The sequence below is a fragment of the Psychrobacter submarinus genome (genome assembly GCF_904846685.1).
GTDB classification, from domain to species: domain Bacteria; phylum Pseudomonadota; class Gammaproteobacteria; order Pseudomonadales; family Moraxellaceae; genus Psychrobacter; species Psychrobacter submarinus.
Genome location: NZ_CAJHBQ010000001.1, coordinates 276,944 through 299,092, shown reverse-complemented (window position 1 = coordinate 299,092; position 22,149 = coordinate 276,944). Strand labels below are relative to the sequence as shown.

Annotated in this window: 19 protein-coding genes, 1 tRNA gene and 1 other RNA gene; 15 read left to right on the top strand and 6 right to left on the bottom strand. The window is 43.8% G+C overall.

From position 1 onward, the window contains the following. Window positions 1–72: 72 nt before the first annotated feature. Entirely contained in the window at window positions 73–540 is a 468-nt protein-coding gene (locus tag JMY03_RS01420) for an Lrp/AsnC family transcriptional regulator (protein ID WP_201600335.1), read from the bottom strand. Window positions 541–766: 226 nt separating this feature from the next. Here JMY03_RS01420 and rarD point away from each other — a divergent pair, with 226 nt between their 5' ends. Next, window positions 767–1,777, top strand: coding sequence for an EamA family transporter RarD (gene rarD, locus JMY03_RS01415; protein ID WP_201600332.1), 1,011 nt, complete (start codon window positions 767–769; stop codon window positions 1,775–1,777). 76 nt (window positions 1,778–1,853) lie between these two features. Here rarD and smpB read toward each other — a convergent pair whose 3' ends face one another. Continuing rightward, complete coding sequence (gene smpB / locus JMY03_RS01410) at window positions 1,854–2,330, bottom strand: SsrA-binding protein SmpB (RefSeq protein WP_025646496.1); 477 nt, start codon at window positions 2,328–2,330, stop codon at window positions 1,854–1,856. A gap of 296 nt (window positions 2,331–2,626) precedes the next feature. On the opposite strand from smpB, the gene coaD reads away from it, so the two are divergent. From coaD to recO, 12 genes are all read left to right on the top strand, one after another. Next, window positions 2,627–3,151, top strand: a complete 525-nt coding sequence (gene coaD / locus JMY03_RS01405; protein ID WP_201600329.1) for a pantetheine-phosphate adenylyltransferase — start codon at window positions 2,627–2,629, stop codon at window positions 3,149–3,151. A gap of 77 nt (window positions 3,152–3,228) precedes the next feature. After that, entirely contained in the window at window positions 3,229–3,477 is a 249-nt protein-coding gene (locus tag JMY03_RS01400; RefSeq protein WP_100748898.1) for a YfhL family 4Fe-4S dicluster ferredoxin, read from the top strand. 54 nt (window positions 3,478–3,531) lie between these two features. Next, window positions 3,532–4,851 carry an adenosylmethionine--8-amino-7-oxononanoate transaminase gene (gene bioA / locus JMY03_RS01395; protein ID WP_201600327.1) on the top strand — a complete coding sequence of 440 codons (1,320 nt, stop codon included), beginning with the start codon at window positions 3,532–3,534 and terminating at the stop codon, window positions 4,849–4,851. A gap of 2 nt (window positions 4,852–4,853) precedes the next feature. Further along, window positions 4,854–5,570: a dethiobiotin synthase gene (bioD, locus tag JMY03_RS01390; RefSeq protein WP_201600325.1), complete on the top strand. Its 717-nt coding sequence runs from the start codon at window positions 4,854–4,856 to the stop codon at window positions 5,568–5,570. 94 nt (window positions 5,571–5,664) lie between these two features. Continuing rightward, window positions 5,665–6,039: RNase P RNA component class A (rnpB, locus tag JMY03_RS01385), an RNA gene on the top strand. A gap of 116 nt (window positions 6,040–6,155) precedes the next feature. After that, a tRNA-Met gene (locus JMY03_RS01380) sits at window positions 6,156–6,232 on the top strand. Window positions 6,233–6,559: 327 nt separating this feature from the next. Next, window positions 6,560–8,359 (top strand): translation elongation factor 4, encoded by a 1,800-nt coding sequence (gene lepA / locus JMY03_RS01375; RefSeq protein ID WP_201558154.1) that lies wholly within the window; start codon window positions 6,560–6,562, stop codon window positions 8,357–8,359. Window positions 8,360–8,471: 112 nt separating this feature from the next. Continuing rightward, window positions 8,472–9,374, top strand: coding sequence for a signal peptidase I (gene lepB / locus JMY03_RS01370; RefSeq protein WP_201558156.1), 903 nt, complete (start codon window positions 8,472–8,474; stop codon window positions 9,372–9,374). Between the two features lie 47 nt (window positions 9,375–9,421). Continuing rightward, a complete protein-coding gene (locus JMY03_RS01365) occupies window positions 9,422–9,808 on the top strand; it encodes a DUF4845 domain-containing protein (RefSeq protein ID WP_201600323.1) in 387 nt (128 codons plus the stop codon). A 53-nt stretch (window positions 9,809–9,861) separates the two neighbouring features. Next, window positions 9,862–10,665, top strand: coding sequence for a ribonuclease III (gene rnc, locus JMY03_RS01360; protein WP_201558158.1), 804 nt, complete (start codon window positions 9,862–9,864; stop codon window positions 10,663–10,665). A 104-nt stretch (window positions 10,666–10,769) separates the two neighbouring features. Then, the gene (gene era, locus JMY03_RS01355) at window positions 10,770–11,885 is read left to right on the top strand and encodes a GTPase Era (protein ID WP_227675442.1); all 1,116 of its coding nucleotides are present in this window, start codon (window positions 10,770–10,772) and stop codon (window positions 11,883–11,885) included. A gap of 50 nt (window positions 11,886–11,935) precedes the next feature. Then, entirely contained in the window at window positions 11,936–12,721 is a 786-nt protein-coding gene (gene recO / locus JMY03_RS01350; RefSeq protein ID WP_201600321.1) for a DNA repair protein RecO, read from the top strand. Between the two features lie 32 nt (window positions 12,722–12,753). On the opposite strand, the gene JMY03_RS13405 is transcribed toward recO, so the two are convergent. Further along, the gene (locus JMY03_RS13405) at window positions 12,754–13,395 is read right to left on the bottom strand and encodes a pilus assembly FimT family protein (protein WP_201600319.1); all 642 of its coding nucleotides are present in this window, start codon (window positions 13,393–13,395) and stop codon (window positions 12,754–12,756) included. A 633-nt stretch (window positions 13,396–14,028) separates the two neighbouring features. On the opposite strand from JMY03_RS13405, the gene JMY03_RS01340 reads away from it, so the two are divergent. Both JMY03_RS01340 and typA read left to right on the top strand, forming a co-directional pair. After that, window positions 14,029–15,228, top strand: a complete 1,200-nt coding sequence (locus JMY03_RS01340) for an OmpA family protein (protein ID WP_201600317.1) — start codon at window positions 14,029–14,031, stop codon at window positions 15,226–15,228. Window positions 15,229–15,648: 420 nt separating this feature from the next. Then, a complete protein-coding gene (gene typA / locus JMY03_RS01335; protein ID WP_201600314.1) occupies window positions 15,649–17,496 on the top strand; it encodes a translational GTPase TypA in 1,848 nt (615 codons plus the stop codon). 171 nt (window positions 17,497–17,667) lie between these two features. Here the strand turns inward: typA and JMY03_RS01330 are convergent, their stop codons facing one another. The 3 genes from JMY03_RS01330 to JMY03_RS01320 form a co-directional block, all read right to left on the bottom strand. Beyond that, window positions 17,668–18,108, bottom strand: a complete 441-nt coding sequence (locus tag JMY03_RS01330) for a hypothetical protein (protein WP_201558188.1) — start codon at window positions 18,106–18,108, stop codon at window positions 17,668–17,670. 220 nt (window positions 18,109–18,328) lie between these two features. Beyond that, on the bottom strand, window positions 18,329–19,270 hold the full coding sequence (gene mutM / locus JMY03_RS01325) for a bifunctional DNA-formamidopyrimidine glycosylase/DNA-(apurinic or apyrimidinic site) lyase (RefSeq protein WP_201600312.1): 942 nt from the start codon (window positions 19,268–19,270) through the stop codon (window positions 18,329–18,331). 67 nt (window positions 19,271–19,337) lie between these two features. Beyond that, window positions 19,338–21,863, bottom strand: coding sequence for a RelA/SpoT family protein (locus JMY03_RS01320; RefSeq protein WP_201600309.1), 2,526 nt, complete (start codon window positions 21,861–21,863; stop codon window positions 19,338–19,340). Between the last annotated feature and the right edge of the window lie 286 nt (window positions 21,864–22,149).

Here is a 22,149-nt window from a genome sequence, read left to right as displayed (position 1 = left end):
GGCGCTCATCTTAACATGAATCGTACTCAGGATGTGATATTCAATCACCGATAAGTGATTGATAGTGTAAGATTAATCCAATAATATCTTCGTACCACTTTTGGTGAAGTTCATCACAAACTGACTGCTAAAACTACGCACATTATTATCATGCGTCAGCAAATCACGGGTAAATTGATGGTAATCTTGCATATTTTTGGCATTGACCATCAGCATAAAATCCGCATCCCCTGATACTTCATAACAGCTCATCACCCGGGGCTGGCTGCTCATTAGGCGCTCAAATCGGTGCTGCATCGAGTTATTCGAGCGTAGCATCTGGATCATCACTATTGCTGTTAGGCCGTATCCCACCTTGTTTGGATTGACAATAGCAATCTGTTTGCTAATTACCTCATTATCTATTAGCGCCTGTACGCGTCGCTGTGCGGTTGCAGTAGACACGTGTACTTTTTCGGCAATGGTTTTTAGCGGTAAAGTCGCATCGTCTTGTAGTAGATTTAGTATGGCTTTGTCGGTTTGATCAAGAGTGTGCGTCATAGTAGTAGTCTGCTTAATTAGGCAAGGTTCATTAGTCAATAAGGATAATCAGTAACAACCCTAAATTGTGATAAATAACGAATAATAATCCAATATTGCGATAAATAAATTCATAAATAGTTAAATATAGAGATAATATATCAAAGCGCTCGCGTAAACTAGCATCCCTCAGCTTAATAACAACAAGATGCTGTGGCATAAAATCTAGTTCAATTTTGGAGCGTCTATGTCAACCACTACTTTATCATCGGCATTCACAAGCACTGTCTCACGCTTGCCTGTACCTGCGATTTGGGCTTCAGGCAGCGCTAAGCAGCGCACGTTGATTATAGGCGCGGCATTAGCGGTATTGTCTAATGTATTATTTGGTGTAATTTATGCTTATAGTCACTTTTTAGCGCCATTATCGGGTACGCAGGTTTTTATTTGGCGTATGCTAGCGATGTGGGCGGCGCTCGTAGGCTATTTATTGATTAGCGGGCGTCTAAGCTTGCATGTCGATAAGTTAAAACAGCTAAGAGCAGCCAAGCAGTGGGCATGGCTGCTACTACCAACGCCGATATTTTTGAGCCAGTTTTGGCTATTTATGTGGGCACCCATCAATGGCCAAGGCGTACAAACGGCGATGGGTTATTTCCTGTTTCCATTGATGATGGTGTTGTTTGGTTGTGTGCTATTCGGTGAAAAGCTTAGCCGCTTACAATGGTTGGCGGTAGGCTTTGCTGCGCTTGGCGTTGGCAGTGAGATTGTACGGACCCAAAGCGTGTCTTGGGCAACACTTTGGGTGTGCGGTACTTATCCGCTGTATTATATTATTCGCCGTCTGCAAGGCATTGGTGCGATAACGGGCTTACTGGTTGATTTGACTATTTTTGCACCGTTTGCTTTAGGGTATTTATGCTTTATAGCGCCAAGTAGTTTGAGCTTAGTTGGCGGCTCAGGCTTCTTTATTATGATGCTAATAGGACTAGGTATCTTAAGCGTGCTGGCGATGAAAACCAACGTCGATGCCAGTCAAATGCTACCAGTCAATGTGTACGGCATGATGAGCTACCTAGAGCCGGCGCTGCTATTTATCTTAGCGATTACGGTGCTGGGTAATCCGTTTGAGTCAGCGATGCTCTATAGTTATGGGCTGATCTGGTTAGGCATTGCGTTTTTAATTATTCATGGTTTTCGTCAATTGCGTAAAGCCAGTCAAGCAAAAAAGGCTTCGCTAAAAATTAAAACCGCATAACATTTAAAATTAATAAAACTAAAAAAAGGACGGCTTATAAAAGTCGTCCTTTTTGTATTAAACCACTATAAATGACTTAACCCAAATGCTGTTTAAAGCCGCGCTGCTTATCACGCTCCCAGTCGCGATCTTTTAAGGTTTTACGTTTATCATGCTGCTTTTTACCAACGGCAAGTCCGATCTGACACTTCACCATTGAGCGCTTCCAGTAGCAGGATAAGGGCACGCAAGCATAGCCTTTTTGATTAACTGCGCCGTAAAGCTTATCGATCTCGCGGCGATTAAGTAGTAGCTTACGCGTGCGCGTGGTGTCAGGGTTGACGTGCGTAGAGCTGGAGATTAACGGCTGAATATGGGCACCAAACAAAAAAGCCTCATTATTACGAAAGATAATATAAGCTTCGGTAATGGTCATTTTGCCGGCGCGAATGGACTTGACCTCCCAGCCTTGCAGTGACAATCCTGCCTCAAAAGTCTCTTCAATAAAATACTCGTGCCGCGCTTTTTTATTACTGGCAATTTGGTTGTCCGGTTTTTTAGATTTTTTTGACATAATTTCTCCCTCAAAACGTTAAGTTGCTGTTTTAAATGTGCTGACTTGAACTTAACGCTTTAGTCTTACTGTTCCTCATCCTAACCCACTAATGTCATCATTAGCTTGTGGTTATAAAACGGATGAGTCGAGCGAGTATTGTAACAAATCGATAGTTAAAAAGGGTAAAGCGAGCTTAGGACAAATGTAGTCGTTACTATTGTAGTCTAAGCTCGCAAAAGCGAATAAACTGAGTGTTCAATCACTGCTAAATTTGCTAGGATACGCATACTATCAACGATTATATTAGCCTTGCTATGAACCCATCATCTACACCTAAAGCTTCTAAGCTACATACCAAAATCCTCTATCCTGGCACCTTTGATCCCATTACCACCGGTCACGTCGATTTGGTCAAACGCGCGACTAAATTATTTGATGAAGTGGTCATTGCTGTGGCTTCAGGCCATCATAAAAAGCCGCTATTTAGTTTTGAGGAGCGGGTACGGTTGGTGGAAACAGTATTTGCGGATCTGCCGCAAGTCTCTGTCGTTGGGTTTGAGGGTCTGCTGGTGGACTTTATGCGCGAAAAGGGAGCAACTGCTGTTTTGCGCGGCTTGCGCGCGATGTCAGATTTTGAATATGAGTTTCAACTGGCCAATATGAACCGCGAGCTCGATGAAAATTTTGAGGCAGTGTTTTTGACCCCCTCTCAGAACTATTCATTTATCTCATCGACTATGATTCGCGAAATCGCTAAGCTTGGCGGCGATGTCAGAAAGTTTGTACCAGAATGCGTCTCGCAGGCCTTTATCGATAAGTTGGCGATTCAGACTGAATAGATTAGCAAGTATTGGCTTTTATCACTAACGAAGCGTATTTTTAAAACGGTAACCACAAAATCATAAAGGGGTAGGTCATGGCGTTATTAATCACTGATGAATGCATCAACTGTGATGTCTGCGAGCCGGCTTGCCCAAATGAGGCCATCTCCGAGGGCGATGATATTTATGTCATTGATCCTGACTTATGCACCGAATGCGTCGGTCACTTTGATGAGCCGCAGTGCGTGGTGATATGCCCGGTGGATTGTATTCCCAAAGATCCAGATCATGTTGAGACTGAAAGTGACTTATTGGCCAAATACAAGCGTATTACGGGTCAATAAATATTGATAAGCGATTGATGACGTTTGGGTTTACAACGCTTTAGGGACGATACGATGACCAAAAAAACCACGACCGCCACAGCTATCCTAGCAACGAATGAGTTTGATCAGCAACATCTTTGGCATCCATATGCCAGCTTACCACCCACCTATTCCAATATCGTTATCGATCGCGCTGAAGGGATTTATATCATTACTGAAGACGGCACGCGCCTGATTGATGGTATGTCGTCATGGTGGGCGAGCGTCCATGGCTACAATCATCCTAAGCTAAATGACGCACTGACTCAGCAGCTGGGTAAAATGGCGCATGTGATGTTTGGTGGCTTGACCCATCAGCCAGCGATCGATCTGGGCAAAAAGCTACTCGATATTGTGCCTTCTGGTCTCGATGCGATTTTTTATGCTGACAGTGGCAGTATCGCCGTAGAAGTGGCACTAAAAATGGCGCTGCAATATCAAGTAGCTGCTAAGCGCCCAAACAAGCAACAGTTTGCCTCGACCCATTCAGGCTATTACGGTGATACGTGGCACGCCATGAGTGTCTGTGATCCTGTCAATGGGATGCACAGTCTGTATGGCAAGCAGCTACCGATGCAGCATTTTGTCTCAGCACCGCCACTTGGCTTTGATCGCGCATTGACGGCAGATGATCGTGAGTCATTAGCTCAGTTTTTTGTAGAGTATGGTGAGCAGCTGGCAGGTTTTATCATTGAGCCAATTATTCAGGGCGCAGGTGGTATGCGTTTTTATAGCCCTGAATATTTGCGGCTATTACGCGCACTTTGTGATAAGTACAATGTACTCTTGATAGCGGATGAGATTGCTACTGGATTTGGGCGTAGTGGAAAGTTATTTGCCTGTGAGCATGCCAGCATTACCCCTGACATCATGACCATTGGTAAAGCGCTGACGGGTGGCTATATGACTTTTGCCGCAACGCTCTGTACTCGTCATATTGCCGATACCATTCATAATAGTGACTGTCCAGCGCTGATGCATGGCCCGACTTTTATGGGTAATCCGCTCGCCTGTGCGGTCGCCTGTGCATCGATTGATTTGATCCTGTCTTATGATATCGAAACGCGTACTGCCAATATGCAACGTACGATGGAGCAAGACCTGACGCCAGCTGCGCAGCTGGCAGGTGTTGCCGAGGTACGTTGTTTGGGGGCAGTTGCTGTGATTGAGTTGTATGAAGCGGTTGATATGCCCATTTTTCAGTCTTTATTGATTGATCATGGCATCTGGGTCAGACCCTTTGGTAAGTTGGTATACATCATGCCGCCTTATGTGGTTACAAATGACGAGCTGACCACCTTATGCCAAGCGCTGCTAAAAGTAGTACGTAAATATTTAGAACATCGAGGTTAACCATGAGCGTGCTATTTGTATCCGGCATTGATACCGATATCGGCAAAACCTATGCCACGGGTCTACTTGCCAAAGCGTTGATGCAGCAGGGTGTGAACGTTATCACGCAAAAATTGGTGCAAACAGGCATCAGTAAACAAGCAGATGGCGAACTAGGCATTGCGGATGATATTTTAAGTCACCGTCAATTGATGCAGATGCCATTACAGCCATGCGATCTGGACTTTACCACCTGTCCTTATCGCTATGAGAAGCCTGCGTCACCGCATCTGTCCGCAGCATTGGCCAATCAGCCTCTTAACATCAATGTGATTACTGATGCCACCAAAGCACTACAAGCCGATTATGAGATGGTGTTGCTTGAAGGGGCAGGCGGGCTACTGGTACCGATAAATGAGCAACTATTAACCTTGGATTATATCGCTGAGCAAGGCTATCCTATCGTCTTGGTCACCTCTGGCCGACTGGGCAGCATCAATCATACGTTACTAAGCTTAGAAGCCATAAAATCGCGCGGCTTAATGATCCATAGTGTGATTTACAATCATATCCATGATGATGCTGAGCAAACGGATGCTGAGATTGCAAATAGTACCATTGATTTTTTGCAGGCGTATTTGGCGCGCTATTATCCCAAAGCGCACTGGCTGGTTTTGGCCAAACAAGCAAATGAACATTCAGATGATGCTGACATAGCCTTGCCAACAGCGTTTATCTAAGTGTTTAAAATGCTTTTAAGGTCATTAAAGTCATTCTAAAAATAAGCTGAAAAGACATTCCCATACAGGCGTTAGTTTTGCTATACTAGCGCGCTTGGTAGACTAGGCAATCGCCGCTGCATACTGTTTGTTATTTTTAATAGATAGAATTGCAGGGGAGGAAAGTCCGGGCTACATAGGGCAGCGTGCCAGCTAACGGCTGGGCAGAGTAATCTGACGACCAGTGCAGCAGAGAGTAGACCGCCTCACATCAGCATGTGAGGTAAGGGTGAAAGGGTGCGGTAAGAGCGCACCGCGTGAATGGCAACATCTCACGGCAAGGTAAACTCCACGCGTAGCAAGACCAAATAGGCATCGGTATGGCGCGGCCCGCGTTCGATGCGGGTAGGTTGCTTGAGCGTATTAGCGATGATACGCCTAGAGGAATGATTGTCCACGACAGAACCCGGCTTATCGGTCTGCCAAACCTATTTTGCTTATTAGGTTTGCTAATTTATTTCAGCAGTTAAAGCAGTTTTTTTGCAAAAAATGTCAGATTGGGGTTGACGCAAGTCGATGCTATCGGTATTATACCGAGCCTTAAATGGCGATGTAGCTCAGCTGGTTAGAGCGCACGACTCATAATCGTGAGGTCAAGAGTTCAAGTCTCTTCATCGCCACCATATTCAAAAAAGCCAATCCTTAGCGGTTGGTTTTTTTTTGCCTGAAATTTTACCTCAAGCATAGAGTCGACAAATCGTGTTGCGCCGTTTGTTAATGGTATCAGGCCTTTCTTTATTTATAATCAATGTTTATACTCAATCGAGAATGACTCCATCAAAAACGCTCGTTTTTTGTTATGCACCAATCTTGTCAAATAAAATCGCCTTACTTTAGAGCCAAAAACTGCTAGAATACCTGCACGTATAAGTACGTTGTAATAAATGCTAGAGACGCGATTTTGCAACTAACAACTACGATCCAATCATCCTTTATTTAGTAGGCGCTTTGTGACTGCATTAGCCAATATTCGTAATTTTTCTATCATTGCCCACATTGATCATGGCAAGTCGACCCTTGCTGATCGTTTTATTCAGATGTGCGGCGCGCTGCAAGATCGTGAGATGCAGGCGCAAGTGCTTGACTCTATGGACATCGAGCGTGAGCGCGGTATCACCATTAAAGCGCAGTCGGTCACGCTATATTATGACCATCCTAATGGTGAGCGTTATCAGCTAAACTTTATTGATACGCCAGGTCACGTCGATTTTTCTTATGAAGTATCGCGCTCATTAGCGGCTTGTGAAGGCGCGCTGTTAGTCGTTGACGCGGCGCAAGGCGTTGAGGCGCAGTCGGTTGCCAACTGTTATACCGCAGTCGATCAGGGCCTAGAAGTCATGGCTGTCCTTAACAAGATTGATCTACCGCAAGTGGAGCCTGAGCGCGTTATTCAAGAAATTGAAGATATTATCGGCATAGAGGCAATCGATGCCCCTCGTGTTTCTGCCAAGTCAGGCTTGGGCGTGGAGGCGTTATTAGAGGCGCTAGTTGAGCGTATCCCAGCACCGACAGGCGATCGCGACGCGCCGCTACAAGCGCTCATTATTGACTCTTGGTTTGATAGCTATTTGGGTGTTGTGTCTTTAGTGAGAGTCCGTGAAGGTACTGTGCGTAAGGGCGATAAGATTTATATCAAATCGACCCAAGAATCGCATCCGGTCAGCTCAATTGGTGTATTTACCCCTAAGCCTTTAGATACTGGTATTTTAGAGGCGGGTGAAGTTGGCTTTATCATCGCTGGGATCAAAGATATCGCTGGCGCGCCAGTAGGGGACACTATCACTCATGAAAAAACGCCTGACGTCGATCGTATTCCAGGGTTTAAGCAAATCACTCCGCAGGTCTATTCAGGGATGTTTCCGGTAGATTCTAACGATTTTGAAAAGTTCCGCGAAGCGCTGAAAAAACTGCAAATCAATGATGCGTCACTGTTTTTTGAGCCAGACACTTCTGATGCGCTAGGGTTTGGTTTTCGCTGCGGCTTTTTGGGTATGCTGCACATGGAGATTATCCAAGAGCGTCTTGAGCGCGAATATGACTTGGATCTAATCACCACAGCGCCTTCGGTTATCTATGAGATAGAAAAGAAAGATGGCGAGGTGATCTACGTTGATAATCCATCAAAACTCCCTGAGCCCAACAATATCGAAGAGTTTCGTGAGCCGATAGCGCGCTGTCAGATATTAGTGCCGCAAGACTATCTGGGTAACGTTATGACCCTATGTATTGAGCGCCGCGGTGTACAGGTCGATATGCGCTTTATGGGTAAGCAAGTACAGCTTATTTTTGATATTCCAATGGCCGAGGTGGTCATGGATTTCTTTGATCGACTCAAGTCAGTCTCACGCGGCTTTGCATCCTTAGATTATAACTTTGAGCGCTATCAAGTCGATAAACTGGTCAAGGTTGATGTGCTGATTAACGGCGATAAAGTCGACGCCCTAGCGATGATTGTGCATCAAGATCAAGCGCGTTTCCGTGGTAATCAGCTAGTGGGTAAGATGAAAGAGCTGATCCCGCGCCAGATGTTCGATGTCGCAATTCAGGCCGCGATTGGCAGTCAGATTATTGGTCGTAGCACGGTCAAAGCGATGCGTAAAGACGTCTTGGCTAAGTGTTACGGCGGTGATGTTTCGCGTAAGAAAAAGCTGTTATCTAAGCAAAAAGCAGGTAAAAAACGCATGAAGCAAGTAGGTAATGTGGAGATACCACAAGAAGCCTTCTTAGCAGTATTGCAGGTCGATAGTTAATAAATCATTACGACTACCGATGGTTTGATATCAGAATAGTTACGGTTTTAAACGAAGCGATAAAGTGAATGTGGCAAAATGAGTCATTTTTTGATAGCTGAAGGGCACTTTGATGGATTTTGATTTTAACTTAATTTTAGTGCCACTAACGCTAGGTTTAGGGCTGATTTGGCTATTAGATAAACTGGCCTTGAAGCAACGAAAAACGCGTGGTCCCGGCGAAGAAAACCTACTAGTGCGCTGGGCCTATGACTTTTTTCCAGTACTGGCAGTGGTCTTAATTGTACGCTCTTTTTTGATTGAGCCTTTTAATATTCCATCCTCTTCTATGGTGCCGACGCTATATACTGGCGATTTCATTGCGGTAAATAAGTTTGCTTATGGCGTGCGCTTGCCTTTAACTTATAGTAAAGTTATTGATACAGGTGATCCTGAGCACGGCGATGTCGCTGTATTTCGTTATCCTGAAAATCCAAGTGTGCATTATATCAAGCGCGTTATTGGCCTGCCGGGTGATACAGTCAGTTATGACAATGGTACTCTTGCTATCAATGGTACAGAGGTAAAAACAGAGTCTGTCGACTTTGCTGCCAATCCGGAATTGACCTCACAGCTGTATCCAGCAGGTCAGATTGCGCCAGGTGAAGTGCTAACTGACGCCGAAGCGATGAGAATGGGGCAGTTAGAAGAAGAGCAAGCGCAGTATTTTAAAGAGACGCAAGGCGAGCATGAGCATCTGGTTCGCTATCTAAAAGGCATGAACAGCTCACAATATGCGCCTTTTTTACAGCAGCAAGCGTCAGAGGTAGTGAGCTCGGCTGGGAATCAGTGGCGTATCACGGTTCCTGAAAATGAATATTTTGTCATGGGTGATAATCGTGACCGCAGCTTAGATGGCCGTTTTTGGGGATTTGTTCCTGATGAGAACTTAGCCGGAAAAGCTGTTTATATTTGGATGCATAAGCCGCCTGGTCTAAGTATGCCAACTTTTGATCGCAATGGCTCCATCGACTAACGATACCAGCTTACTCAGCTTACCCATTTTATATAGGAAGCGTAAGGATGAAGCAAAACAGTTTATCTGCACAGCGCGGCAGTGTGACTAGTATAATTTTATTATTAATCATTATCGTCATAGCAGGTAAGCTAACCTTAGCTATTGCGCCTGCGCAAGTGGGCGATTATCAATTGACGAAGCTATTAGCGGCTCAGTTAAAAGAAGCGAATGCTAATAACGAGACATCGACTCAGTATATTGAACGCGTCAATAGACAACTGAATATCAACGCTTACTACGATACTGTAGCCCAAGATATTTTTACCTTTACGAATAAAAAACCAGGACAATTGGCGATTTATAAAAATTACCAAGAAACCAATAACTTTTTTGCAAACGTTGATATCGTCAATCGCTTTGAAGGCGATATCGATGGGACGTCAGCAGAATAAGCACTCACTAAGCTGCTATATTAATACGATAAAAGGATAGCCAAAAGCCACGCATGAAATCAAATCCGCCGCAGCATAAAGCAAAGCCCGTGCCTGCTAGTCATAAAACAAGCACCGTTACTGACGCGCTAACATTAACCCCAAGTTTTATTCAGGGCTTAGAAGTGCTGATGCGCAAGCTTGGATATGTTTTTAATGATCCAAGCTTACCTAAGCTGGCTTTGACTCATCGCTCTTTTGATAGTAAAACAAACTACGAGCGCTTAGAGTTCTTAGGGGATGCGCTGCTCGGAATGATCGTAGGTGAAGCTCTATACCATCGTTATCCTACGCAAAACGAAGGACGCCTGACACGTATGCGCGCGACTTTGGTTCGCCAAGAGTCGCTGGTCATCATAGCGCAAAACCTAGAGCTGTCGAATCATCTCATACTCGGTGTTGGCGAGCGTAAGGGCGGCGGTCGTAACCGTGCTTCTATTTTAGCCGACGCGGTAGAGTCATTAATCGGCGCGATATATCTCGATAGTCAAGATATTAATATTACCCGTAATTGCGTGCTGGATTGGTATGGTGAGCTGATAGAAAACGTCAATGAACAAAAAGTGCTAAAAGACGCCAAAAGCCGTCTGCAAGAATGGCTACAATCTAAGCAGTTCGAGCTTCCGGTTTATGAATTAATAGAAACTCGCGGTAACGCTCCGCATCAGATTTTTGTTGTTCGCTGTCAGGTAAATATCAGTCAGTGCCCTGATGTGACTGAGTCTGGCGAGAGTCGCCGTATCGCCGAACAAAAAGCAGCTGAGCTGATGATCAATCAGTTGCACAAACTCCCCAAAGCGATAAAAAAACGCCCTTAAGATAAGCCTTACTCTTTACTCTTATCCTTTTATAACTATCCTTAAAGTATCAATTCTTTTACTATAAAAGTCATTACTTTAACCTTAAAGATAAAGCCAATAATATGAGCCAAAATAACGAAACTGAGCCAAATACCGAAATTAACACGCCTAAAAACAGTAGAAAGATAGGCGAGTCGTTAGCGGCTGTGCAATCACAAACAGCTAATGATGCTGACAACAGTGCCGAGACACTAAACACTACTGATAATGACGACGCAATCGATAGTTTCTTTTCAGCGAATAGTCACAACGACATTGCAGAGAACTTCAAAGCCGGTTATGTGGCCATTGTCGGACGTCCAAACGTAGGTAAGTCGACGCTGATGAACCATCTTTTGGGTCAAAAGCTCTCTATTACCTCACGTAAACCGCAGACGACGCGCCACCGTATTCATGGTATTTTGAGTACCAATGAGATGCAGGCGGTGTTCGTGGATACCCCAGGCATTCATCACAATGAGGTGCGCGCGATCAATGAGCGCATGAATAAGGCGGCATTATCAGCCTTAGTAGATGTGGATTTGGTACTGTTTGTAGTAGACTCAGATCAATGGCGTGAAGATGATTTATTGACTCTACAAAAGCTGGGTGAGACTGACCTAAAAATCGTTTTGATTATCAATAAGGCCGATACCCTAAAAGATAAGGGCGTGATATTACCGTTAATCGAAACGTTCAATGAAAGCTTCGATTTTGCCGATATCGTACCGGTTTCTGCTTTGAAGAGCCAAAACCTAGACCGCCTGCAAGAAGTTATTGCTTCGCATTTGCCCGTTGCAGATCCTATTCACGATCTGGAGCAAATCACCGATCGCTCAGAGCGTTTCTTAGCTAGTGAAATTATCCGCGAAAAAATTATGCGTAGCGCCGGAGATGAAGTACCCTATGATCTGACGGTACAAATTGATGGCTTTAAAGATGAAGCGGCGCATAAAGACCCTAAAACCGGGCGTCCTCGCAAAGCTATGACTTTTATTGATGCAACTATCTTTGTCGAGCGTAGTGGTCAAAAAGCCATTGTCATTGGCGAGAAAGGTCAGCGCATTAAACAAGTGGGTATAGACGCTCGCAAAGATATGGAGCTGCTGTTTGACAAAAAAGTCATGCTCACGCTTTGGGTTAAAGTCAAACGCGGTTGGTCAGATGATGAACGTGCTCTAAATAGCCTAGGGTATTAATAAAAGCTGTCACTCAAGTAACACTCTAATTGACGCTGAGGTAATAATAGATGCGCAATGAAGCATTAGTCGGTTATTTATTACATCAGCGCTCCTACCAAGAAAAACGCGCGATCTACTACCTTTTTTCTCAGCAGCATGGCGTCGTACATGGTATTGGCAAAAAAGGCGCGCCGCTATTTGCACCACTACAGCTGTTTGCTACCGGTAAGCGCGATCTTAAGACTTTTAGCCAAATTACCCTCAGTCAGCTCGATCGCCTATTAAATGATGAGCCTACTCCCGCAACAAACCAGTCATCAGCAGTAACATCGCCAGCTGCTCATAACCCACACTATGGTCAAATCCGCGGTCAACAGCAATACGCGGCTTTATATCTCAACGAGATATTATGGAAGCTACTTCCTAGCGAAGATCCTATGCCAGTGCTATGGCAACATTATCAAGATAGTTTAAATTTGCTCAAACAGCCATTAACAGCCGATGAGCTGCGCTTGTGTCTACGTCAATTCGAGCAGCACTTATTTAAAGAGTTAGGCTTTGCACTGAGCTTAACGCAGGATAGTAACTTAGAAGCTATCGAGGCAGAGACTAGCTATCGATTCTTAGCTGATACTGGTTTTGTACCAGTGGTAGCAGAGGAGTCAGCAGACCTTTCTTCCTCAGCAGCCGCTTTGTTTCGTGGTCAAGAAATACTGTCAATGACTCAGCTCGGTATCGAAAGCTCAACTTTGAGCTCATGGTCGCGCTTACATCGTCAACTTATCGATCAGCTACTCGATTATCAGCCGCTACAAAGCCGTCTGTTGTGGCAGCAGCAACAGCGTTATCAATAACTTCTCTTCTGTTTAGAAACTTAAAAAAATGACTAACAGCCAGTTGGATGAGCGGCGTCAGGTTTGTATTTCACAATACCGCCTTGGTTAAAAGATATTTGATACTTACTTTGATTGTAGCTGGAGGTAGGACAGTATTTGATATGACCAAAAAATCCTCGAGGCCTACCGCTATCGCCCCAAAACTTAATATAGTGCCGATTACCTGCTCGCAGATGCAGCTGCGCATACCTAGGAGACAAGCGCTGTTGCTCTAATAGCTCATCTGTAGAAATATCGAAGTGCTGATTATCGTTGTGGTCAAAGAATAGTAACATCGCTTTATTGCTATTTTTATGACAACGTCCTGCTGAATCCGATAAACAAACAATTAGATTTTGACGTCTTAAATAGCTCTCCGCTTTTGCAGTAGCTAACATAGAGCTTATGTCGTATCTGATGCGCTTGGACTCCATATTGGCTAACTGAGTTAATATAGATGGCGCAGCAATGATGGCTATTATCGCTAAAACACAGACAGTTACGATAAGCTCTACTAAGGTAAAACCCTGATCCTTTTGAATCTGGCATGAGCGTCGCTCGATAGTGTAACTTAGAATGAAAAAGATAAATAATACTAAAATTAATATTAATATAAACGAATATGTTAGTAATGGATGATTTAAAGAGTACATGATTTCTTACCGCCCTGAGCTAATTGCTAATTAATAGGGGAATGCGGTCTACAGTAAATCTTAAATAAATGAGTAAAGCCTACAGCGCACTACTGACATAGATTATATTTACGCACTGTATTTATCTTTAGTGATAGCACTATCTATTATTGGATAAATAATAAGTCCAATCCTAATAGGATTATTAGTGCTAGCAAGTGAAATAATGTTTACTAGTACATATAAGCAGAATATAGCCTAACTGTCAAAAAATGTTTCAATTAGTGAACTGAGCGTTTTATGAATAGAGAAAGCTACAAGGATGTATTAGAATGCTCAGATACAACAAATAAAGAAGTTGATATTATTTAGGTAGGTTTAGTAACCATAAGTCTAAGGTCAAAAACAAAAAGATTGTGGTTATGTCAGTTAATATCAGGAATGTATCTCAAGTTTGTTTTAGTTACCCTATTATCATGTAATAATGTGTAGCTGCCTGATAAAAAAAGTTGTAAACTGAATTAATAATCGCTAAGCTACTTCCTAATTACTTTTGTTGTATAATGACACATTCGTGATAGGTGTGTAGTTAACATATCTTAGGAAGTGGTATGACTTGTTTTATCCACTTAAATTATCCTTTGGAGGAAGCTCATGAAATTGAATAAAATCGCTCTAGCTCTGTTCGCTGTAACAGCTGCTCCACTAGCGGCTAACGCTGGTGTTACTATCAGCCCGGTGCTATTAGGCTATCACTACAGCGAAGGCGCTGATGATGACCAAGCTGATTTACTAAAAGATTATAGTGGCAATGGTAATAGTTACTATAAAGAAGACGGTCTATACACTGGTGCCGCTTTAGGTATCGAGCTAACGCCTTCTACTCAGTTCCAAGTAGAGTACGGTGTGTCTAACACTGACGCTATTACTACAGATGCTGGTGGTAACGATCTTGGCGATTCTTACGATGCAGAGCAAGAAATGATCTCTGGTAACTTCTTAGTTGGTTTTGAAGAATTCAGTGGCTACACTGAAAATGCATTCAAGCCATACATGCTAGTTGGTGCCGGTCAATCTGACATCGAAATCGAAGACGAAGACGGTAACAAAGTTTCAGGTACTAAAGACACTATCGGTAACTTAGGTCTAGGTGCTATGTACCGCATCAATGACGCACTAAGCTTACGCGGTGAAGCTCGTGCTATCCATAACTTCGATAACAACTGGTGGGAAGGCATGGCCTTAGCTGGTCTAGAAGTTGTACTAGGTGGTCACTTGAAGCCTACCGTAGCAGTACCACCAGTGGTAGAGCCTGACGTTTATGTACCGCCAGTAGTCGTTGTAGAAGAAGATGTAGACTCTGACGGTGATGGTGTTGTTGATTCACTAGACGCTTGCCCAGGTACACCAATGAACGTCGTCGTTGACGAACGTGGTTGCCCAGTCCCAGTAGATATTACTGATGAGTTGAAAATGGAGCTACGTGTATTCTTCGATAACGATAAGTCTAACATCAAAGCACAATACCAGCCTGAAATTGCTAAAGTAGCTGAGAAGATGCGTGAGTATCCAAACTCAACTGCACGTATTGAAGGTCATGCTTCAAAAACTGGTCCATCAGCACGTTATAACCAACGTCTATCTGAAGCCCGCGCTGTAGCAGTTAAGTCTATGTTGACTAACGAGTTCGGTATCGCACCAAACCGTTTATCAACAGTAGGCTACGGTTACGACCGTCCTATCGCTGATAACGATACTGAAGAAGGTCGCGCTATGAACCGTCGTGTTTATGCCATCATCACTGGTGACAAAACAATGACTGTAGAACAAACTAAAGACATGGTTGTTCAGTAAGTAGCAATTTGATATCTTAATTGTTATAAAAAAAAGCCACCTTTAAAGGTGGCTTTTTTCGTTGCATAAAAAGTAATGATATAAATAACTTAATGCAAAAAAGTATTTGCATTAATGTTATACTATCCGCCCAAACATTTTGCAAATGGACAAGTCCCCTATTATTGCTGCTATTTAGCAATAGATTTGTCACTATCAGCACTTTACGCGGTAAGCCTTACGCCAAAAAGATCTTTATGGCGCTAAATGTATTATTTAGTGCCCTAAATCGAAAATTACGGCGTCTATGCCTCCTAATTAATCGTATGCAAATGACGATTGACTACTATCTTCGTAAAGCTTTTGCTAAATTGGTAAATAAAATTTATCCAGTAGCATAGATGGCTACTGTATTTTCTTAAGACAAAACGAGCATTTTATATGGCGAACGATATTAAACACTTGCGTAATATTGCAATTATTGCCCACGTTGACCACGGTAAAACCACTTTGGTTGATAAGTTATTACATCAATCAGGTACTTTTGGCGATCGTGCTAACATTGCCGAACGTGCGATGGACTCTGGTGATATTGAGCAAGAACGTGGCATCACCATTTTAGCTAAAAACACAGCGATCAGATGGACAGATAACTCTGATGATACTGAATATCGTATTAACATTGTCGACACCCCAGGTCACGCCGACTTTGGTGGGGAAGTTGAGCGCGTCATGTCGATGGTCGATTGTGTATTGTTAGTCGTTGACGCTGTTGACGGTCCTATGCCGCAAACTCGCTTCGTCACGCAAAAAGCATTTGAACAAGGCCTAAAACCTATTGTCGTTATCAATAAAATCGACCGCCCAGGTGCGCGTCCTGATTGGGTTATGGACCAGATCTTTGATCTTTTTGATAACCTTGGCGCAACTGATGAGCAGTTGGATTTCCCGGTGGTATATGCCTCAGCGTTAAACGGTATTGCTGGTCTGGATGCTGATGATCTGGCTGAAGATATGACGCCGTTGTTTAAAACCATTGTTGATGTAGTACAGCCGCCACAAGTGGATGCTGACGCACCATTTCGTATGCAAATATCTAGCCTCGATTACAACAGCTTCGTAGGTGTTATCGGTATTGGCCGTATTCAACGTGGTAAAGTGTCTACCAATACACCAGTTACTGTCATTGATAAGCATGGTAAGACACGTAACGGCCGTATCTTAAAAATTATGGGCTACCATGGCCTCGATCGTATTGAAGTGGAGAATGCGCAAGCGGGTGATATTATTTGTATTACGGGTATTGATGCACTAAATATCTCTGATACTATCTGTGATCCAAATCATGTCGAAGCACTACCAGCATTGACTGTGGATGAGCCAACCGTTTCGATGAACTTCCAAGTGAATAACTCACCATTTGCAGGCCGTGATGGTAAGTTTGTGACTTCTCGTAATATCCGGGAGCGTCTAGAGCGTGAACTGATTCATAACGTTGCTCTGCGCGTGGAAGATACTGAATCTCCAGATAAATTTAAAGTCTCTGGTCGTGGTGAACTGCATTTGTCAGTATTGATCGAAAATATGCGCCGTGAAGGGTTTGAGATGGGTGTATCTGGCCCAGAAGTTATCGTCAAAGAAGTCGATGGCAAACTACAAGAGCCTTATGAAAACGTCGTTTTCGATATCGAAGAAGAGCACCAAGGCGCTATCATGGAACAAGTTGGCTTGCGTAAAGGCGAGATGACCAATATGGAGCTTGATGGTAAAGGTCGTATGCGTATTGAAGCGACTATACCTGCTCGCGGTCTAATTGGCTTCCGTTCTGAGTTTTTAACACTGACCTCAGGTAGTGGTATCATGACCTCAAGCTTCTCACATTATGGTCCACAAAAGATCGGTGATGTCGGTGGTCGTACTAACGGTGTGTTGGTTTCAATGGCTAATGGTACCTGTTTAGGCTTCGCTCTGTTTAATCTACAAAAGCGTGGTAAGTTATTTGCAGAGCCTCAGCTTGAAGTTTATGAAGGCATGATCGTCGGTCTAAACTCGCGTAATGATGATATGGCTGTGAACCCTACGACAGCTAAGCAGCTGACTAACGTTCGTGCTAGTGGTACGGACGAGGCGTTGACCTTGACGCCAGCGGTTAAGTTCACCCTTGAGCAAGCGCTTGAATTTATTCAAGATGATGAGTTGGTCGAGGTGACACCAAAAGCTATCCGTATCCGTAAGCGTTATTTGACTGAAAGTGAGCGTAAGCGTCACGGTCGTAAAAAGAACGCATAAACCTTGATTTGACTTAGTGTCACAATGCAAAAAGGCTAACCTCGTGTTAGCCTTTTTTTATGTCAAAAATTTATAATAGATAAGAGTAGTCAGCGAATAATAATTAACTGTGCATTGAGCTTGCAACGCTACTATTATTAAGGTATTGCTATTACTCACGTATTAACGCTACTAAGGAGTTACTACGACGTAGTCATTAGTATTAATCAAGATCTCTGAAGGCTGATCGACTACGATGCGCACCGTATTATCATCGACTGCTTGCGACTTGTAGTAGTTATCCTCGGCGACGGTACAGCCCAAACAGCGGCTCATGGCCTCCCAAGGCTCCACAAATAGTTTTTGCTGCGACTGATCCGCATTACCACCGACGACGGCGAAAGGCAGGCTAACTAAATAGGCGGCTGTACCAGTAACGGCGGCGACTAGTTGCAACGGCTTACCTACTACCGTATCGACTACCATAGTGTCATATGAAGGACCAAAATCTGTCTCGTCAATCTCGATTGCCGCTGAGGCTGGATTCATAGTGATAACTACAAGGCTGATACTAGTAAGAGCGGTTAAAAGCTTGGACTTAACAGCATGTTGAAAGCGAGTTTTGACAGTCATGATGTCATCCTAAAATAAGGGTGGAAGATAGAGGCTAAGGCTATTGCTAAACGTTAGTATTATTGAGCACAACTACTATTAAACATAGCTACTATTAAACCAAGATGTTGGGCGATTAGCAATATAAATCCATGCGCTGCACCCTTGGCTTTATCATTAACGGCTTAATGAATCACTTTTGTCTTGACTACTTTTTATAAAGCTTTAGTGAGTCATGTAGCTAACGATTTGGCTTTGGTAGCGGTTGACACTCAGGGCAAAAGACACTCGCGCGCCCATTGAGCTTGATATTATCCAGAGTAGCGGCGCAGTTCGGACAATCTTCGCCTTGTCGTCCATAAACATTTAAGGTTTGTTGAAAGTAGCCTGTTTGGCCACTAGCTACCGTGAAATCGCGTAGAGTAGAGCCGCCAAGCGTAATGGCTTTATCTAAAATTGCTTTAATATGTTCAACCAGTAGCGCTATCTGCTCATAAGATAGGCTGTTAGCAGGAGTAGCGGGATGAATCGCCGATAAAAAAAGGCTTTCGGCAGCATAAATATTACCGACGCCCACTACGACTTGCTGCTCCATAATGACTGATTTAATCGGTCGCGTGATAGGTTTTTTGTTCGTTATCTTTTTCTTATCTATGTCATTTTTACTGGCACTGTTATCACTATTGCTGCGTTGAATGACCTGATATAGATAGTCGGTATTAAAATCATCAGATAGAGGCTCAAGCCCGAGGTGATCGAGTAGTTTGGTTTTATAATCGGCATACCAAAGTACCGCGCCAAAACGTCTTGGGTCGTGATAATGTAATTGACTAAGGGTATTATCTTCATTGCTAAAGGTGAGTATCAAATGGTCGTGCTTACGTTTTTCAGTACCATAAGCGCGCTGCTGCAGACTCCCTGACATACCTAAATGAATAATCAGCTTACGGCTATCGCTATTTGACTCCGTACTTTGTGATAACTGCGCTGATGGTACAAAGCTTAAAATCAAGTATTTTGCACGGCGTTCAACATTCTGTAAGCGGTAACCGGCCAAGGTTTGCAAGTCATCAGGCATCTGCCAGCGCAGTTTAGGCTGGAACACTTGTACTGACTCTACAGTCTTATTAAGTAAAGGCGTAAGACTAGTCTTGGTCGTTTCGACTTCGGGTAATTCAGGCATAAGCGTTTATATCATGACCTTTAAAGGAATGGTTTTGAGTAGTTACCAGCACTAAAGCAGTGCTGTATTAAGGCGCAACCGCTCGGCGTGCGTGCAATATGCCAGGCTGTTGTTCAAGTTTGGCTAACAGTTTAGATAAATGCGCCAATCCTGCTACCTCAACATGGAACTTCAAAAAAGCAATATTATCATCGTTACTTGTGGTGTCCACTTGACGGATATTGACGCTTTCTTTATCGATGACTTGAGTCAAGTCGCGTAGTAAGCCACGGCGATCATACGCCTCGATGTGAATGTCTACAGGCTGATAACGCCCGGATTTTGCTCTCCAAGCTGCACTAACAGCGCGCTCAGGATCGCGCTCTATTAGACGTTCATATTCAGGACAGCCACGATTATGAATGCTGACGCCGCGTGATAAGGTGATATATCCTGAGATAGGTTCCCCTTGTATCGGATGACAGCAGCCTGCCAAATTGATCTCGATATTATCCAAACCTTCGATATAAATCTTATAGGCATCCGCTTTGCCCGTGGTTTTTGGGTCGATAGTAGGAGTGAACTCAGCTTTTTGCTTTTCAGGCTCTAAATGTAGCTGCCTGGAGATATGTCCTGTCAGCTGATTCAGACCAATCTCACCGGTGACTAAGCCGACGATAATATCGTCAGGAGTATTGACATGAAAAAACTGAGTGTAGTCATTCAGATCGATACTGTTTGGATGCACCGATAAGCGCTCAAGCTCACGGCTGAGCATATGTCGACCAATCTCAAGGTTTTTATCGCGGTCTTGCTTATTAAACCATTGACGTAGCTTGGAGCGGGCACGGCTAGTATGAATATAACCCAAAGAAGCAACTAGCCAGTCGCGATTAGGCTCGCGCGAAGCTTTGGTAATAATCTCCACTTGCTCGCCAGTTTTGAGCTGATAGGTGAGGGGCACATAACGCTGATTGACCCGAGCCGCTTGCGCGCGATTACCGACTTGAGTATGCACATAATAAGCAAAATCAAGCACAGTGGCATTCTTAGGCAGCTCTATAATGTCGCCATCACGGCTAAAGACGTAGATGCGCTCAAGCTCATCAAAATCAATGGCTTGTTCATCTTCATCAAAGTCATTTAGATCATACTCTACGTCGCTCTCATTATCGCCTTGAGCTTGATTACGCGCTTCGTTATTGATGGATAATAGCTGACGTAGCGAGCTAATTTTTTGGTTGAGATAGTTGTCCTTTTTATTCTTCAGCCCTTCTTTGTAGTTAACGTGCGCGCACATGCCAAGCTCAGCTTCAAAATGCATCTCGTTAGTACGAATCTGTATCTCAAGCGATTTATTCTCTGCGATGACAGCGGTATGTAGGGAGCGATAACCATTGGGCTTAGGGTTGGTAATATAGTCATCAAACTGCTCAGGGATATAACGCCACAAGCCGTGTACTAAGCCTAAGACGTGGTAGCAATCTGCAGGACTTTGGACTAAGACACGCAGCGCACGAATATCATAGAGCTGATCAAAAGATAAGCTTTTGAGCTTCATTTTACGATAAATAGAATAGATGTGTTTGACCCGACCTGAAACCTCGCCTACGATATCAGCATCGATGAGTGCTTGATTAAGCTTGCTCTCTACCCGCTGAATATAAGCTTCGCGCTCGCTACGTTTCTCAGATAATAGCTTGGCAATTTCTTTATAGCGATCAGGGGCAAGATAACGAAACGCTAAGTCTTCAAGCTCCCACTTAAGCTGAGCAATCCCTAATCGATGCGAGAGCGGCGCATAAATCGTCATGACTTCACGAGCCACGCGTTGTTGGCGCTCAGCGCTAGAAAAAGAGAGCTCACGCATTGCAAAGGTACGCTCAGCAAGCTTAATCAGCACTACTCGCACATCGTTAGTGACCGAGATCAGCATGCTATAGATATTAGAGAGCTGGTCGCGCTGTTTATTAATAAAGTGGTCTTCTAAGCGTTTGTTATTTTCAATAATAGCGGACAGCTTACCCATCGCTAATGTATCTTTGACTAACATGCGAATATCAGCGCCAAAGTTTTGCTCAATCTCAGCCAACGAAATCAGAGATTTACGCGCGCTTCGATAGAGCATCGCAGCGACTAAGGCGTCTTCGTCCTGATAGAGATAAGTGAGAATATCACTCATACCGATGCCAGTGACATAAGCTCCTGAGCGCTCAGACTCACTGGTATTCATACGGCTGCGAATAAACTCACAAGCTGCCGCCAAATTAGGAACTGAGTCTTGGCCGATACGTTCGGCGACATTATCTAGCCACGCCGGTACATCAATGTTGGCTTGGTCTAAATCTGGAAAATCTGTCGGAGTGTAGGAGTCCGCAGCGTAATCAGCTAGTTTTGGGTCGTGAGTATGATAAGCAAGCGCGGCTGAGCGATCAAATGTGGTATGCAGCTTATGAGTGGCCAATTGCTGCTTGATATCGAAAGGAATTTGCGCATAGCTATTAGCAGACTGGTGAGAGCGTTGGTTGGCAACCAATTGCGCCGCCAAGCTCGCACTATCTTCTTGGGTAGTTTGACCATCTACTAAGGGCAATCCTTCTCGAATCTTGACCATAGCTGGCTCCTTTTAGCTATTAAAGATTGTTGACAGCGATATTGGTAATCCATCATAAAAATGATCATCAATACCTATAAAACTTAAGCCAAGACAGCCGCCAAAATAGCAGCGGTTATAAAGCGGTGAGTCATCCTAGTTTGTGCTATGACGCTTTAGTTATAAGCTCAAGTAATAACTTTTATAAAAATACTAAAAAATCAAACTATAAGGCTTAGGGCTGCCAAACTCTTTTATTCCAGTTACTAGCATCAGTTACTAGCATTTAGTTAAGTAGCAGTTAAAG